A 16606-nucleotide genomic window follows, 5' to 3' on the forward strand; every position below is an offset into this window, starting at 1 on the left:
TGTCAAAACTATTGTTTCGCTGGCCAGGGAATCATGGGATCTTGAGCCAACCGCTTAGAAACTGCAACAGCACCGTAACGGTTGAGGTGGCTGGGGTCGGAAAAAGATTCCCGCGCCTGGGGCCACAATAAACTCTTATCTAGGAAAATTAGTCCGCTTTGAGCTGCTAATTCTTGCATATATTGCCGGAATTCTTGTTCGTAACCTGTCCGCACCGGGTCTAAATAATCTTCCGTCAGAGGCATATTCACAAACACGAGATTGATGTTGCGAACCTTGGTAAATTCGATCAGATTTTTGAGTGCTAGAGCTTGTTCGCCTACCAATTTAAAATTTTGATAGTCGGAGTCGTAATAACCAGATACTTTCGGGTGCTTCTGAAAGTAAGTTTCGGGATTGAAGCGTATATCGATCGGCAAAAAGCCATTTGGTTGATACTCGCTGACAGGTTTACTCACAGCAGTGGGCTGGGCATTTTCAGTTGTTTGTTCACCCTGGGCTGCGGTTTGAGGGCTGTCGGTTGTCACAGGGGCTGAGGGATTAACGATCGATCGCAAAAACCCTTTGAGCCGATCGCGCTTTTTGTAAATTGCAGAACCCTCAACCAACTTTTGACTCACCAATTGCTGAACGTTAGCTTGAGTTTGTCCCAAATTGTTCACCAATTCAGTGGCAGTCGCCACCGGATTGTTGGCGGTTTCGTCCGATGTTTCGGATTCTAATTGATTGGTGCGGATCAGAAAACTACCCCGGCTCAATTGCCTGTAACCTTCCGAAGAGGCGATCGCGCTAAAAGTCAAATCCGGCCGCCCGCTGTTGAGAGCCCTCGCCCCGTCAGCCAACACCAGCAATTTCGGCAGTTGTTGCGGCGGCAAAATCCGGCGGATGATCGAATCTACAACTTGGAGAGTAGCTCCATTAACCCCAAAATTGTAAGCCCTCAGCCCCGGATACCCCGAAGCTGCCAAAGCTGTTTCCAAAACCGCCGGGTCGATGCCCCGCAGCGCCCTCGAACTACCGACAATTAAAATATCCGGCGGTTTTTTGTGCAGGTGGATGTACTCTTGATAGCGCGCTATCTGCTCATCAAGTTGCTGGCTCCTCAAAGTTGGGAACACCGGAGGAGCGGAAACATCAGCTACAGGAACGCTAGTATTTCCCGGTTTCGTAAAGCCAGAGCCATTAAAAGCCTCTTGCTGGTTGGCTTCCGGCGACGGTTGCAAGGGAATTCGAGGCAAATTCACCTCCCCAGAAGGGGGAACGGGGTTCGCGGTTTCGTTCGGAAGTCTGGCTGTAACGTCGCCTAAAGCCTTGGGAGCTGAATTCTGACAATTTGGCCCGCTGCAAACTTCGGAGGCGCTAGGAGCTTGACTGACCGTCGCAGATTGCAGAAATAGACCGAGGAGCCAATCGGTATTGAAAGTCAGCAGACAGCCGGCGATCGCCCAAATCAAAGCCATTCCCGCCGCGCGATCGGCTCTCACGCCCCCCGGCGCAGCAGCATTCGTTGACAAACCATCGTTGGGAACAAACAAACCCGAAGCGACAAGCGGTTGCACCGCAGCTTGAACTAACTGCTCGCCCAGATTGTATCCGGGGAGTCTGATTTTGAAGCGGGGCCGCCAGGAGTTGGGCGCCGGAGCATCGAACACCAAATTGTCGCCCAAACCCGAAAAACTCCCATCCTCCGCCGGCGCAAACTCCGGCACCGGTTCCTTTTCCAACACAGCCCCTTGGGAGGGAGCCGGTGCGGGTGCCGTCGCTGATTCTTCGTCAACAGCGGTTCTGAGGTCGATTGCGTAGCGCCACAGCGGCAGTTTCTGGCCGGCGCGCCGTCCGTAGACTCGCACCCCTGCCACTCCTGGAATTTGTAAGTGCCGCAAAAATTTCGCCACCGGCGGGCCTATCTTCGACTGAGAAGGGCAAGTCAAAGCTTCTGTCATGACGTGCAGCACGTTGGCTTTTTGCAGCACGACAGCCCGAATCCCTCCTGTTTCCAGCTTGCGTCTGAGATTGGGGTTGAGCAACCTGTTCAATAAAAAAGTCAAAGCCAATTGGTCGCCCTCGATCGCCAGCGTTCTAGCGTTTGCCGCCAAGTCGGGGTGGTGGGCGGCAGGCAAGTCCACCCAGTCTATCCACACCGGGGACTCCGGCGCCGCCTGAGAGTCCTTGGCTGGTTCTACGCCGTAGATAGTAGCTGCGCGGATGCCTTGGGGCGCAAAGGAGGCTAACAAAGGGGCGATCGTGTCGGTGGTTTGCTGCTTGTCGGGGTATTCTTGCCGTTTAGGCTTTTGTCCTTTTTTGGCAGTTTTGCTGCAAAACAGGTGGAGGGTTGCTTCTTTGAGGGTTGCCCGCACTTCGACTCTCGATGCAGCCAAGTGTTGATTTAGCAGTTTGGCGATCGACTGTACGTCTCCCCACCTGGCCCATTCCTTAAGAATTTTGTCCGGCGAAGTCAAATCCACCCGCAGCAGCCAGTCCGGCTTCGCTTCGCCGCTGACTTGGCTGGCGATCACTGCTTCCCGGAAATCCTCTAGTTGCAGTTTCCGCAGCCTGCCGGCGATGGGTTCGGCCAGCAATGAGGGGTCGGGGCTGTAAGCTGACTCGCACAGCACCAGCAGTCGGCGTTCTTTGGGTTTGATATTTTCCGGCCCATTCACCGACAGGGTTTCTCGGCTGCTCTTGAGTTCTTTTTCGCGAATGCTGACTTTCACCGAAACTCCCATCGGGCCGAGGATTTCGCTGAGATAGCTGGCGATCGCATCTGGATAGCCCCGGCGCGCCAACGTTTCTGGCGAAACCGTCAATGTTCCATCAGGATCGCCCTCGCCTGAGTCAGCTTCAGGGGATTGAATCAAAGCCACCGCGCCACGGTTCGCTTTCTGCTGCGGGGGAACGGCGGAACCGACGGCTTCCCGCGCCGCAGCAGCCGAAGTGTCGATCGTCACGGGGGAAGTTTCAAAAGCTTCTGGGTATTGAATGCGGGAGGCGATGGGCAGGCTGTCGGCGTCAAAATCCAGTTCTTCCCGTACTTGCGGCGGGTGGGCTGCTGTTTCTACCGGTTTTGGTGTCTGTTTGAGTTTTTGGTTGTCATTCTTAAATTTGCCGAAAAATCCGCCTCTTTTAGAGTTTGCTGGCGGTTCGTCGGGGGAACTCGCTGGCGGCGGCACTTCGGCAACTTTTGGTTCCGGTTGCTGTGGCTGTTGCTGTCGCTTGGGACTGCTGCAATCGAGCCGGACTGTCCAGTCATTTTGTCGGGAACCGATTTTGCGGCCGCACAGAAACAACTGGTAAATTTTAGGTCGATCGGGCAGCAGTCGCGTTAAATCAGTGTGTTCGAGGGCGCTGGTAAATCTCGCCGTCACCAATTCTTGAGACGGACACTGCGCTGCTTCGCACAAAATGTGCAGGTGATTTCCCCGCAAACGCGCTTGTACTTGAACTTCGGGAAGCCCTAAAGCTTCTTGCGCCCACTGCGAGGCGCTCGATCGATTGTCTGCCAATATGCTCCCGTTCGCATTCAACATGAAACTCTAAATTTTGCCAAAGCTGGTTTTGTTTTCTAGAAATAGCACAGTTACAGATTTTACCGACAATTATTTGATTTGCCGAGCCTAACCGTTTTGTCTGGTTTAAGCCATGCTGGACTTAGTGTCTTGCCTTGTATCCCCTCGGCTTCGAGCCGTTGGGGAATATTTTTTTGATAATACCTCGACATTTTGGCACAGATAGGCCCAAATTAAGCCAAGCAACAAGTTATTCGTTATTAGTCATATCGTTTGCGTTTGCATCCGAATAATAATTAGATCTCTCTCATAATTCTTGTGGAACAGGCATCCTGCCGGTTCAAGACTGGCTTTTCTGGAAATGTCTATTATTTTCCGACTGTAGTGCTGTGGTTTCGTCATGCTCCGCGGAGAGAGTCGCACGATCGATCGCATTCGGGGAGTATCCCGATTTTATACAAAACCTTTTTTCCGAGTGCGCGCTTAAGATCTCGCGAGAAGATATTTATAGACTTGGCTACGCGGGGACGATCGCTTGCAGGATATCATTCGGATGTCACCGGATTTGAGCTCAGAAGTCATTAGTCAGAAAGCAGCGGTCAAGATGATTATTTGCCCTGTAAACTGAGGATTACAGATTGACACAGGAGGAATTTATGCCGTCGGAAAACCAAGACTTGCTCAAAACTCAAACACCTAACAGTCCAAAATTGCCAGTTCCCTCAGACATTTTATTGAGCTTGGTCGCCTTACCAATGCTGGGCGGGTTGGTGGTAGCTAAAGCTGCTGCTGAGTTTGTTTCGTCGATCGGCGTTGAAAGCGAAGAAGTCTTTCGGGGTTCGCGCCTTCCCGTACTCAACTTTCCTCAATCACAGGATTAGAAAGCCCAAGGAAGGATGCTGCAGCTAGAAGTTAATTTTTTTTACCCCGCCCAAAAACGGATACCAGCCCCCGACAGGAGTCGGGGAGAGATAAAAATTTTCGACCCTAGTTCAACTCCCCAGATTCATCTTTGGAATAAATCTCAAATTGTTCGACTTGGCGCGACTCAACTGACCCCTGGCAGAACGTCTCACGCCGATCGTCTAAAATCTAAAATCGCAAGTAAAGTGATATGAAAGCTTGACAATAGGTACAATCTGTGGTCTAAGAATTAATCTTTCCTTATACTTTGTACATAAGTGCCTTCTACTTTCTACGTTGCAAGAAGTTGTCTCAAATTTGACTGCAAACAAAAGTGTTTTAGGCGAAACTAAACCATACAATTTTCTTGACACCCGCAGCTATTGAGGAACAGCCCGATGAGTTCAGTCCTCCAGTCTTCAGAACAGGCTATTGATGCAACATCTATTTCCCATTCTCCCGCTTACTCAAAATCAGACCTGTTTCTGCGAAATCGCCTCAAAGTTGTAGAGGACTTGTGGGAATCGGTGCTGCGACAGGAGTGCGGGCAGGAATTGGTGGATTTGCTCCAACAAATGCGATCGGTCAATTCCGCCGAGGGACAAGCCACTCACTTTCGCGAGTCGAATGTCGTACAGCTAATCGAAAAGCTCGACCTCAACGCCGCCATCCGCGCCGCTAGGGCTTTTGCACTGTATTTTCAGTTGATCAACATTGTCGAACAGCACTACGAACAGCGAGACCAACAGCTAGCTTACGCTAGCAGCAACGACGCTGGTGGGCGGATGTTTTCTAAGCTGCCCGGACAAGCAACGGATGCCCCCGATCGCCCCCGCCACCGAGAAGGCCCTAGCCCCGCCCAAATGACTCTGAGCAAGGCAGACAGCAGCGAGACGATCGCCCGAGATGCCGGCACTTTTCACCAACTGTTCCCGATGCTGCTGCGCTTGAACGTACCGAGCCAGCAAATCCAGCGCTTGATCGATCAGTTAGACATCCGCTTGGTATTCACCGCTCACCCGACGGAAATTGTTCGCCACACGATCCGCACCAAGCAGCGACGAATGGCGAAGATTCTGCAACAGCTAGACCAAGTTGACGAGAAATTTCAGGTGATCGGGGCAGACTCTCAAAGCCCCTACCCGGTGTCTTGCTGGGAAGCGGCGGCTCTCCAAGAGCAACTGATGGAAGAAATTCGCCTCTGGTGGCGCACTGACGAACTGCACCAGTTCAAGCCGACTGTACTTGACGAGGTGGAGTACACTCTCCACTACTTCGAGGAAGTTCTGTTTGATGCTATTCCCGAACTCTACCAGCGCTTAAAGCAAGCGCTCCACGCTTCTTATCCTTATCTGAAACCGCCGAGTTACAATTTTTGCAAGTTCGGTTCTTGGGTGGGCTCGGACAGGGACGGCAATCCTTCTGTGACTCCGAAAGTTACTTGGCAAACGGCTTGCTATCAGCGCCACTTAGTGCTAGAGAAGTACATCAGCGCAGTGAAGCGGCTGAACGAACTTTTGAGTTTGTCGCTGCACTGGAGCGACGTGCTGCCGGAATTGCTGGAATCTCTCGATCGCGACAAATCGGAATTCCCGGAGGTTTATGAGCAGTGGGCAATCCGCTACCGCCAAGAACCTTATCGGTTGAAGCTGGCCTACGTGCTCCAGCGGCTGGAAAATACGCGCGATCGTAATTGGCGGCTCTACAAAGGAGACGAGTTGCAGCGGGAACGCGAAGCTTTGTCAGAACATCCCGGAATGACCGGCCTTTATCGATCGGGCGCTGAGTTTTTGACCGAACTCAAGCTCATCGAGCACAATTTAGTGGAAACAGGTTTGAGCTGTCGGGACTTGGAAAATCTGCTCTGCCAAGTAGAAATTTACGGGTTTAATTTGGCTTACCTAGATATTCGCCAAGAGTCAACTGTACACTCGGACGCTTTGAGGGAAATTGCTGAATACTTGCAAATTTTGCCCAAGTCTTACAATCAAATGTCGGAATGCGATCGAATTATTTGGCTGGCAACGGAACTGCAAACGCGTCGCCCTTTAATTCCAGCAGAATTGCCGTTTTCTCCCAAAACTTGCGAGACGATCAATACCTTCCGAATATTGCGGCAAATGCAGCAGGAGTTTGGCGAGGAAATTTGCCAAACTTACATCATCAGCATGAGCCACGATGTTAGCGATTTACTGGCGGTTTTGCTGTTAGCAAAAGAAGCGGGACTTTACGATCCAGCGACAGGAATTAGCAACATTCAAGTAGTTCCGCTCTTTGAAACGGTGGAAGATTTGAAAAAAGCGCCGGAAGTAATGCAAAAAATATTTGAACTGCCTCTTTATCGAGCTTTGCTAGCAGGAGGATACGCGCAGGAACTAGCAGAAAAAAGCGAAGAACATATCCAATGTCCAATCGAAACTCTCAAATTGCAAGAGGTGATGCTGGGCTATTCGGACAGCAATAAAGATTCTGGTTTCCTCAGCAGCAATTGGGAAATACACAAAGCTCAAAAGGCTTTGCAAATGGTTGCGGAAAAACACGGTGTGGAGTTGCGAATTTTTCACGGCCGAGGCGGTTCTGTAGGGCGCGGCGGCGGGCCTGCTTACAAGGCAATTTTGGCTCAGCCTGGAAAAAGTATTAGCGGGCGAATTAAGATTACTGAACAAGGCGAGGTTTTGGCTTCTAAATATTCTTTGCCTGAGTTGGCGCTTTACAATTTGGAAACTGTGGCGGCGGCGGTAATTCAAGCTAGTTTGCTGCACACTGGTTTTGATGGCATCGACCCTTGGAATGAGATTATGGAGGAGTTGTCGGTGAAATCGCGATCGCACTACCGCCATTTAATCTACGAACAGCCGGATTTAGTCGATTTTTTCCACCAAGTTACCCCGATTCAGGAAATCAGCCAGTTGCAAATTAGTTCTCGTCCGGCGCGACGCGGTGGCAAAAAAGACATCAGCGGTTTGCGAGCAATTCCGTGGGTGTTTAGCTGGACTCAAAGCCGCTTTTTGCTGCCTTCTTGGTACGGTGTTGGCACAGCTTTGCAAGAGTTTTTGCTGGAGGAACCGGAAGAACACATGAAACTTTTGCAGTATTTCTACTTGAAATGGCCATTTTTTAGAATGGTAATTTCTAAGGTGGAAATGACTTTATCTAAGGTGGATTTGCAGATTGCCGAACACTACGTGCAGGAGTTAGCTTTGCCTGCTGATAAGGAGCGTTTTAAGGCTTTATTCGATCAAATTGCTGCGGAATTTCACTTGATTCGCGATTTGGTTTTAACGATTACCGGACACCAACGTTTGTTGGACGGAGATCCATCGCTGCAGCGTTCGGTGCAGTTGCGAAATGCGACGATTGTGCCTTTGGGTTTGTTGCAGGTTTCGCTGCTGAAACGCTTGCGGCAGCATGGTAGTGGGGGGGTTCCGGGGGTGATTCACTCGCGTTACAGCAAGGGTGAATTGTTGCGGGGAGCTCTGCTGACGATTAATGGTATTGCTGCGGGGATGCGGAATACCGGCTAGGCAAATAGTTTTGAGTTGTGAATTAGTGGTGAGGTGCGCGATGGAGCACCTTGCTACTGGTATTTTCAGAATTCAGGCGATCGCCCATTGTAGTCACAGCCATAGGAAACTGTTCGCTATCCTAGCTGAGATTTTTTTATGTCTAAACGCAAACAGTCTGAAGGTTGTCGCCCGATGCTGCGGCGCACTTTTTTATTTTTAACGGGCATAGCTTTGGCGCGGGTTGCGGCTGACTATTTTGCGATCGCCCAAAACCGAGATAGTTTCTTGACTCTCGCAGGTCAACTGTGGCAAAAGTCACTCGCTTTTTTATCAAGTATACAATCAAATCAAACTCCTCAACCTCTGCCCAGCAATCCCGTTGTAAAATCGGGAAAAAACAATCCACCTCTGCCGAGTAATCCTATTGTAAAATTGCCCGAAAATTCTCCTGCCGTGCAGCCGTCTCAACCTCAAATTATCAGACGTTCTGCTAAGGAAGCAAAACCTGTACAAGTCAGCAGCAAAAATGTAGCTGGCGTCAGTTTTTATCTCACAACTATTGACCTCGCCGACCCAGAAAATTATATCACAATTGGGTTAGCTAATAATGCAGATTTTGCTAATACTTCTAAAGTAACGCGGGGCGACGAACCTTTTGAAAATATGGTGGCGCGTTACCGGGCTGCTGTTGTTGCTAATGGGACTTTTTTTGGTAAAGATGAGCAGAAATCTGTGCTGGGAAATATGGTGGCGGCGGGTAAGTTTCTGAAATATAGCCGATGGGAAAATTACGGCACGACTTTGGGAATTAAAGCGGGAAATCAATTGGAAATGGTGACGGCTAGAACTGAAGGTAAGCCGGATTGGAGTCAACATTGGTTTTCTCTGACTTGCGGGCCGAGATTGGTTAAAGCGGGGAAAGTTTGGCTGTCTCCTTTGTCGGAAGGTTTTAAAGATGCTGGTGTTTTGGGCGTGGGTTCGAGAACGGCGATCGGCTTTCCGGCTTCGAGAGATAAGTTATTTTTGGTGACTTTTCTTGATAGTTTGTCTTTGGAAGTAGAAGCTAAAGTTATGCAGGCGATCGGCTGTTTTGAAGCGATGAATTTGGACGGGGGCGCTTCGGTGGGTTTGGCTCATCAAGGGCAGATTTTATTGCCGCCGGGCCGGAATTTGACGAATGTGCTGGTGGTTTACGATCGTGAATATCCAGCGCCGGCTGAGTTAAAACAGTCCTGGGAACGCTTTCAAAAGGGATCTCGACCTTCCCCCAATCCGTCCGTTTTTTTTGAGTGAATTCACAATAGATATAATATTAAGTAAGCTTTTGCAGGCACAGATTATGACAGCAACAAGAGAAAAAATCTGGACAGTCGAAGAATATCATCGCATGATTGAAGCTGGGATTCTCAATGAAGATGATAAGATTGAATTGCTAGATGGGAGAATTGTTGAAATGAGTCCCCAAACACCAATCCATGCTGCTACAACTCAACGCAGCGATCGATATCTACAACATTTGCTAAGAGATTTAGCAGCAATTCGCGTGCAGTTGCCAATTACTTTAGCAACTTCGGAACCGGAACCAGATATAGCAGTTGTTTGTATCGATCCGGGTGCTTATAGCGACCATCACCCAAATCCTAGCGAAATCTTGCTGTTAATTGAAGTTTCTTACGCGACATTACAAATTGACCGCCGGGAAAAAGCCCCGATTTATTCTAGAGCAAATATCCCTGAATATTGGATTTTAGATGTAGCGGCGCGGGAGGCATATATTTACCGGAATCCTGCACCGGGAGGCTATGAATCTGAGATAGTTGTTGCAGATAATGCGGCGATTAGAATGCTAGCTTTTCCTGAGAGGGAAATTATTTTTTCCGAACTGTTTTTGCCTGTTTAGTTGGTATTTTAGAGCATATTCCATATGAGCATTAGCCAGAAAAAAATTAAGCCTAGTGTTGAGTTTTTAGTTACTGTCGGAGTTCTATTAGTCATAGCTATTGTAGGAAAACCAACTGCGCGATGGGCTAAAGCTACATATGATGCTTACAAAGCAAACACAACAATATTGACAGCATCAGATACAGAATATCGTCGTCTCCTTGCGATAATTCAATCTCAACAACCTGGTCAGACTTTAAACCAACCTATTCCTGTAAAGTTCGCCATTCCAGAGAAGATATTCCAGGCTGCGATCTCACCTGATTTATTAGGTAGAAGTAGTCAATACGAACCTCATACCAGTAATGGAAAACTTGCCTGCGCTTGGATGGTTAATATGGCTGTGAAGAAAGCATTGAACTATCAAATTGGCCAAAATCTTCTCTATGTTCCATCCGTTGTTGAGGCTCTAGATGGTGGAATCGGGCATCGGTTAGAACAACGTCATACAAGACGCGGTAACATCGCGGTTGCTAATGGTACGGACTATGAGAAAGGGCTTTGGCATATCGGAATTTGTGCAAACGATAAATGTACTCTCATTCTATCCAACTCCCCTTTTACCACTCGATTTGATTGGTTATCTGATGCGAGCTTTGAAGGTGCTTTTGACCATTACCCTGGTAAGACTACGTTCTATCGAGTAATTAAAAGCAATCCGTGAAATATTTACAAACACCAAGTCTGATATCTCTTCATCTGCCTTCGGGCGATAAACCCACCCTCCAATCAGCGCGCATAACCCCCCTACTCAATAGTTTGTGGATAAGTACCTGCATTCCTTACGGAGAGTTTTGCCACTCGGCGGTAAGCTTGCGGAAATTGTATTGAGATGCGCCGGGGTGACAAGTAACGCAACTGCTGATATTGGCGGGTTGTGACATTTTGACTTTGGGGTGCAGTGCTTTGAAATAGCGAGAACTGGCGACTCGGTAGGCGAGTTCTTCGTCTTTGGCTTGGGGACGGGAAAAAGTTTGCAGGTAGTTCCACACTAGCAGGCGGGGCGGGTCTACTAGCAGTTTGATGGTTTGTCCGTAGTGTTGGGGATCTTGCAGCAACCGGCGCCAGGTTTCTGTAGGTAATACTTGCGGCGGTAAAGCGATGTGACAGGTGGCGCAGTTTTCTAGGTACAGTTGCTGTCCGAGTTGGTAGCGATCGGGAATACGATCGACCGTACCAGTATCCTCGATCGAAGACACCTGAGCAAGTCGCGCGGGAGTGCGAGAGTAGGCAGTCTGATCTGCAACCCATCCGCCGCAGGTACAGCAGACAATTATCAACACTAGCAACGTTGAGTAAAGCCCCCGCAAGCCTACTCTGCGACGTTTGCGGGGTTTTTCCTGTTTCATAATTCTGAATTTATTTTTGGTTAAATCACGGGTATGCTCATGCCTTCGCGGGCTAAGCAGCTATTGGCGAACGCTGCCTGCACCTCTGCTTCTGTACGATCGAGAAAATTGTCGTCGTGACCCGGATCATGGTGAAACATCACGATTTTTTTGACTCCAGCAGCTTTCGCTATTTCTACTCCTGCTTGCCAAGTCGAGTGTCCCCAGCCGACTTTTGGGGTTTTGAAGTCGTAATACTCTTCGTTGGTGTAGTTGGCGTCGTAAATCAGCACGTCGGCGTTGCGAGCTAGGTGTAACACGTTGTCGTCCAGGCGATCGGGAAAGTGCTCTGTATCGGTGCAGTAGACGGCTGTGTGTCCCTCCCAGGTGACTCGATATCCGATCGCGGTGTTGGGATGGTTCAGCAGTGCCGTTTCTATTTTCACATCGTCGAGTTCGATAATATCCCCAGGCGTCAAATCGTTGAATTTGAGGTCTGATTGCATCACTTGGATGGGGACGGGAAAATTGGGGTGCACCATTTGGTCAGCAAGACGGTGTTTGATTGTAGTGCCGTTGGGGGCGATCGCACCGTAAATGTGAAAGCAGTTCCCCGGGATAAAGGCTGGAGTAAAAAACGGAAACCCTTGAATGTGATCCCAGTGAGTATGACTAAAAAACATATGGGCTTCCACCGGCATTTGCCGCAGCAGATTGAGGCCGAGAACTCGCAGACCGGTGCCGCCGTCAAAAATCAGGCGTTTTTTGCCCAATCGCATTTCTACACAGGAGGTGTTCCCTCCGTAGCGAAGTGTTTTGGTGCCGGGGGTGGCGATGCTGCCCCGCACGCCCCAAAACTGAACGACAAACTCGGTCAAAGGACTATTTTCCATTGTGGCTTTGCGATCGGAAGGCTGTGGATTGGGTAGAGAGGGTGCGGAATCTGGCATTTTTTTTAGTTTTGGCGGCAGGAACTTGGGAGTTGAAATCTTAGTTTTTACTTTTTAGTTTTTAGTTTTTAGCAATCTGTACTATAATCAAGCGCTTTATCGGGAAACCATCCGAGTGCCGAACACTTGGGCTGTTAGAATTCTCAACCTTACGGGTTGGTGTAGGAGATGTCACGCTTGAGAGATTATTTTTTGCATCATGCGGGCTGCCCGGCGTGTTCCGTGTTCTGAGATTAAGATAGCGCCGATCGATCTAAGTGTTAGGGTAAAATTTCCTCAAACGTAGAACGCATTCCCCAGGGGTATAATTTGCGCTTCATCTTACTCTAGGAGTAGTATTTTTTCAAGATTGGGGCCGGCGCGGGGTTTTGAGGAATGCCGTTCCGGTGACTCGGCATTGACGACTGATTTGACCTTATAGCCACCCGTTCCTCGACTGCATCCCCTGACGTGCAGCGATCGCCTTAAGTTCGGCCCCCTGAGTTTTTAGTCGGGTTGCAGTCGAGGAGTGCGGGCTAGGGGCTTATTTGCGATCGGCTGCGATGCACTTTTCCACTAACGGCATTACTTGATCGACATCTTGCCAACCCAGAATTTCCGTGACTTTTTTCTCCAAATTTTTGTAGGTTCTAAAAAATTCGGCTATTTCGTCCAAGCGGTGGGGGGCTACGTCTTTGAGGGACTTATAGTGAGCATAGCGGGGGTCTTTGTCGGGAACGCACAAAAGTTTTTCGTCCCTGTCGCCTCCGTCGATCATTTCCAGCATTCCGATCGGACGGGCTGCGATTATGCACCCTGGAAATGTGGGCTCATCCATCATCACCATGCCGTCGAGGGGGTCGCCATCATCGGCTAAGGTGTTGGGTATGAAGCCGTAGTCGCACGGATATTGGACTGAGGAAGAAAGCACCCGATCGAGAGCAAAGGCTTGCAAGTCTTTATCAAATTCGTACTTGTTTTTGCTACCGGCAGTAATTTCGATGAGGACGTTGAGCAGTCCTGGTTTCGGCTGTGCCGGAATTAGCGATAAGTCCACAACAATATCTCCAAGTTAACAGATGATTGGGATGAGTGCTACTTGCCAAATCCCTTTGATAGCATTTTACGGGCGATCGGGCCTTTCGGCTGCATGAGATTGACCGAAAGCGGGGGAGTGTGTCGCCGGCTGGGGGAATACCCTGGACGGGCGAGACGCCCATCCCACACAAGAGAGAACGGACGGGCGGGACGCCCATCCCACAGTTTGAGAGGGGAATGCTTGGTTTGGGCGAGGGAGATATTTTCACATCGATCTCTTCTTTTGACCGTCTGTCAAAGTTCTTTGAATTTTCAATCTCAACCACTGGCTCAGTTCTGTTGCTAACCACTTGATTTCTGATTCACTTAGTCCCTCCTTCAGTCCTAACTGATATTTGTGGTTGCCGGCTTGAACAATCATCTGATAGACTTTCCCTAATTTCGGTTCCGAGTGGCCCTCCTGCATAAGTAATGATGCCGTTTGATATAACTCTCTAGGGATTGAAAAAGCAAAAATCATAAATTTTATAACTTTTATAACTTTTACACCAATACCGCTGTTTCTATATTCACGTTGTTGAATTTCCAACTGGCAAATCTCCTTCCTGGGAGCTGGCTTGGCATGATTCCATCTCAACCCCAGCAGATGGCTGCTATAGGAGATTTGCTTGCGATCGATTCTGAGGCGAATTTCTCGGCGAAACAGTGCCAACAGAAACATTACTCCTACCCTAGCTAACATTACTCCAACCAGAGCTAAGTAACCGCCGGCTATCATAATAATAACTTGACTATCTATCGGTAAATTAGTGATTTTACTGCCGTCGTTGATTGCATTTAAAATATAAACTAAAAGACAGCCGAAGGGGACAATATTCGCAGCTACCGCGGTCACAAGCAGGGCACTTAAACCCAAACTCACTTCCTGCGACGGAATTACAATTTCTACAAACTCCGAATTTTTTGTGAGTTTAATCTCGCTACCAGGTGGCTGCAATGTTATATAATCTTTGTGAGTTTTCTCGATCGATCGGGGATTTTTGAGCGAGCGCCATGCTTCCTGGGCCGAAGATAACCGTTTTGACAAACTCGGTTCTGTCATCCACTCCAGCCAATCAATTAAACTAGGATTGAGGTGCGTGGCTTGATCGGCAAATTTAATTTTCAAATCCTTCTGCGACATTTCCGTGGGATGCAAACCCGTTACCAAATAAATTAAAGTTGCACCTAAACTGTAGAGATCGGAAGCCGGAACGGAGCGCCCGCCAAATTGTTCCGGTGCCATATATCCATAAGTTCCTACTACTGTAATTGTACCGCCAAATTTTGCAGCTTGGTTCTGCACCGAACCGAAATCAACTAAATAAATTTTTCCGATCGAGTTACCGGATCTGCTGTGCAGTAAAATATTGCTGGGTTTAATATCGCGGTGAATAACAGGCGGATTTTGCTTGTGCAAATAATTCAAAATTTCTAACAACTTTTTTACTAATTCTTTCAGTTCATTTACGCTAAAAGTACGCCCCGATCGCAAATGCTCTTCCAAAGTTTTTCCCTCTACATAAGTCTGTACCAAGGCAAATCCTTTACTGTCTGGTTCGTCAATTTCCAGATAGTCGAGGTAGCGGGGAATTGCTGGGTGAGAAAGTGCTTTTAAAGTTTCCGCTTCTCGTTCAAATAGCTTGAGATCTTGCCATTCAAAATCGCTACCGAGAAATAGCTGTTTGATGACAACTAATTTTTGAGTTTGCAAATCACGAGCCAGCAGCGTTTGGCGACCTGTTTGTTTTCCCAGTAGTCGCTGCACTTCGTAGCGTTCTGCTAATACTTTGCCAGTCATGTTGTTGACCTTTATTTTAACTTTAAATTTAACACTTTGCTTTGATTAGATTAGATACCTGACTTATTCTAAAAGTGTGGTATTTCGGCGGTAGTTTGTGATTATTCACTACCGCTAAAAATGATAAATAATCAACCATACACGCTCTTATTTTAAAGTTTACAGTCCGCTGTTTTTTTGATACCCCCGGGCAATAAACTTGCTAATTTCCCCCTGAGATAGTGCTGTAATTAGCGAGGGTACAATCGCAAAGAAAATATAATTGGAATCCCATTCAGGTTTAAAATTCATATTTTTAAAGAAATAGATAGTTATCAAGGTGGAGATTAGCATACTAATTGAACTTAAAACCTGTCGGTGAAGTTTGGGGTTAGTGAGGGGATGAAACCAGAATAGGGTCACGATCGTTATGATTATTCCATTTCCCAACCCCAGCAGCAAGCCGAAATGAAGACTCAAAAAGAGTGCCATAATTATCATCGTTATCCCGCCTAAAGTTATCCCGATCCAACCCGTCGTTGTCATCAAACCCATAAACAAGGAGCCGTAAATAAGTGCACAAGCTCCTGCCGCTATAACTCCGGTAACAAAACTGTACCAGATCGCACGAGGCAATAAGGCCAGGGGATGATACACGGGCTGTTTCCTCAATGGCAGGGAAGATTTATTGATTTGCGGCGGTTTTTCTAGAGCTTCTTTTGCGCTCTGGACTGAGGCTGGACGGCGATCTAAACTGGGATGCGTCATCCACTTCAGCCAATTGGTAAAAGCGGGACTTAATTTGGTGAATTGCTCGAATTCAATCTGCAAATCTTGCTGCGGCAAATCGGCAGGATGCTGCTTGGTAATTAAGGCGATTAAGGTTGCTCCCAAACTGTACAAGTCGGAAGCGGGAACTGCCCTGCCGCCAAATTGTTCCGGCGGCATATAGCCATACGTGCCGACAACGGTGACGGTTTTTCCCTGTTGGGTGGCTAGGGTTTGAACTGCACCGAAATCGACTAGGTAGACTTCGCCGACGCTGTTACCCGATCGATTCTTGAGTAAAATATTGCTGGGTTTAATGTCGCGGTGAATGACCGGGGGCTGTCGCTGGTGCAGGTAGGCGAGGATGTCTAATAATGCTGTGGCTAATTGTTTGACTTCCCTTTCGCTGAAGGTGCGGCCGTCTGAAAGATATTCTTGTAGGGATTTGGCTGGGATGTAAGTCTGAACTAGGGCGAATCCTTTGCGGTGGGGCGTGTCGATTTCAAAGGAGTCGAGATATCGGGGAATTGCGGGATGGGATAGGGATTTTAAGGTTTCGACTTCTCGCTCGAACAGTTTTAAGTCTTCCCAGTTAAAATCGCTGCTGAATGAGAGGAGTTTGACTACTACTTGCTGTTGGGTTTTTAAGTCGCCGGCGAGTAAAGTTTGCCTTCCTGCTTGCTTGCCGAGCCGCCGATCGCACTGATAGCGATCGGCTAATATTTCTTTTGACAAATCGCCGATGTTTTCTCCGCTCATGTTCTCTTGCCCTAGAACCGATTAAACCTAGTGTAGTTGACAAAAGTGCAATAATCGGAAATGTTCGGGCTACAGCAAAAAAATTTTTATGTCAAAGAGCAACTGCCTT

11 protein-coding genes are annotated in these 16606 nt (G+C 48.3%); 5 read left to right on the plus strand and 6 right to left on the minus strand.

Translation table 11 applies throughout. The annotated features are described in order from the left end of the window. Positions 1-8: 8 nt before the first annotated feature. On the minus strand, positions 9-3527 hold the full coding sequence (locus tag NDI35_RS20875) for a hypothetical protein (protein ID WP_445314401.1): 3519 nt from the start codon (positions 3525-3527) through the stop codon (positions 9-11). Between the two features lie 617 nt (positions 3528-4144). On the opposite strand from NDI35_RS20875, the gene NDI35_RS20880 reads away from it, so the two are divergent. From NDI35_RS20880 to NDI35_RS20900, 5 genes are all read left to right on the plus strand, one after another. Beyond that, positions 4145-4387, plus strand: coding sequence for a hypothetical protein (locus tag NDI35_RS20880; protein ID WP_445314402.1), 243 nt, complete (start codon positions 4145-4147; stop codon positions 4385-4387). Positions 4388-4807: 420 nt separating this feature from the next. Further along, on the plus strand, positions 4808-7933 hold the full coding sequence (gene ppc / locus NDI35_RS20885) for a phosphoenolpyruvate carboxylase (RefSeq protein WP_445314403.1): 3126 nt from the start codon (positions 4808-4810) through the stop codon (positions 7931-7933). Positions 7934-8071: 138 nt separating this feature from the next. After that, positions 8072-9208 carry a phosphodiester glycosidase family protein gene (locus NDI35_RS20890; protein WP_445314404.1) on the plus strand — a complete coding sequence of 379 codons (1137 nt, stop codon included), beginning with the start codon at positions 8072-8074 and terminating at the stop codon, positions 9206-9208. Between the two features lie 46 nt (positions 9209-9254). After that, complete coding sequence (locus tag NDI35_RS20895; RefSeq protein WP_445314405.1) at positions 9255-9815, plus strand: Uma2 family endonuclease; 561 nt, start codon at positions 9255-9257, stop codon at positions 9813-9815. Positions 9816-9839: 24 nt separating this feature from the next. Then, the gene (locus NDI35_RS20900) at positions 9840-10520 is read left to right on the plus strand and encodes a hypothetical protein (RefSeq protein WP_445314406.1); all 681 of its coding nucleotides are present in this window, start codon (positions 9840-9842) and stop codon (positions 10518-10520) included. Between the two features lie 118 nt (positions 10521-10638). On the opposite strand, the gene NDI35_RS20905 is transcribed toward NDI35_RS20900, so the two are convergent. From NDI35_RS20905 to NDI35_RS20925, 5 genes are all read right to left on the minus strand, one after another. Then, positions 10639-11205 (minus strand): diheme cytochrome C, encoded by a 567-nt coding sequence (locus NDI35_RS20905; protein ID WP_445314407.1) that lies wholly within the window; start codon positions 11203-11205, stop codon positions 10639-10641. A gap of 20 nt (positions 11206-11225) precedes the next feature. Next, a complete protein-coding gene (locus NDI35_RS20910; RefSeq protein ID WP_333345662.1) occupies positions 11226-12134 on the minus strand; it encodes an MBL fold metallo-hydrolase in 909 nt (302 codons plus the stop codon). 523 nt (positions 12135-12657) lie between these two features. Then, a complete protein-coding gene (locus NDI35_RS20915) occupies positions 12658-13170 on the minus strand; it encodes an inorganic diphosphatase (RefSeq protein WP_006634582.1) in 513 nt (170 codons plus the stop codon). Positions 13171-13416: 246 nt separating this feature from the next. Then, positions 13417-14991, minus strand: coding sequence for a serine/threonine protein kinase (locus NDI35_RS20920; RefSeq protein ID WP_445314408.1), 1575 nt, complete (start codon positions 14989-14991; stop codon positions 13417-13419). 159 nt (positions 14992-15150) lie between these two features. After that, entirely contained in the window at positions 15151-16497 is a 1347-nt protein-coding gene (locus NDI35_RS20925; RefSeq protein WP_445314409.1) for a serine/threonine protein kinase, read from the minus strand. Positions 16498-16606: the final 109 nt, after the last annotated feature.

This window comes from Microcoleus vaginatus FACHB-2002, from assembly GCF_040004035.1.
GTDB classification, from domain to species: domain Bacteria; phylum Cyanobacteriota; class Cyanobacteriia; order Cyanobacteriales; family Microcoleaceae; genus Microcoleus; species Microcoleus vaginatus_C.

What these genes read in the sequence shown, in the direction of transcription:
- NDI35_RS20875 (WP_445314401.1), bottom strand. Translation starts at nt 3,527, where the DNA reads ATGTTGAATGCGAACGGGAGCATATTGGCAGACAATCGATCGAGCGCC.
- NDI35_RS20905 (WP_445314407.1), bottom strand. Translation starts at nt 11,205, where the DNA reads ATGAAACAGGAAAAACCCCGCAAACGTCGCAGAGTAGGCTTGCGGGGG.
- NDI35_RS20900 (WP_445314406.1), top strand. Translation starts at nt 9,840, where the DNA reads ATGAGCATTAGCCAGAAAAAAATTAAGCCTAGTGTTGAGTTTTTAGTT.
- NDI35_RS20890 (WP_445314404.1), top strand. Translation starts at nt 8,072, where the DNA reads ATGTCTAAACGCAAACAGTCTGAAGGTTGTCGCCCGATGCTGCGGCGC.
- NDI35_RS20925 (WP_445314409.1), bottom strand. Translation starts at nt 16,497, where the DNA reads ATGAGCGGAGAAAACATCGGCGATTTGTCAAAAGAAATATTAGCCGAT.
- NDI35_RS20910 (WP_333345662.1), bottom strand. Translation starts at nt 12,134, where the DNA reads ATGCCAGATTCCGCACCCTCTCTACCCAATCCACAGCCTTCCGATCGC.
- NDI35_RS20920 (WP_445314408.1), bottom strand. Translation starts at nt 14,991, where the DNA reads ATGACTGGCAAAGTATTAGCAGAACGCTACGAAGTGCAGCGACTACTG.
- ppc (WP_445314403.1), top strand. Translation starts at nt 4,808, where the DNA reads ATGAGTTCAGTCCTCCAGTCTTCAGAACAGGCTATTGATGCAACATCT.
- NDI35_RS20895 (WP_445314405.1), top strand. Translation starts at nt 9,255, where the DNA reads ATGACAGCAACAAGAGAAAAAATCTGGACAGTCGAAGAATATCATCGC.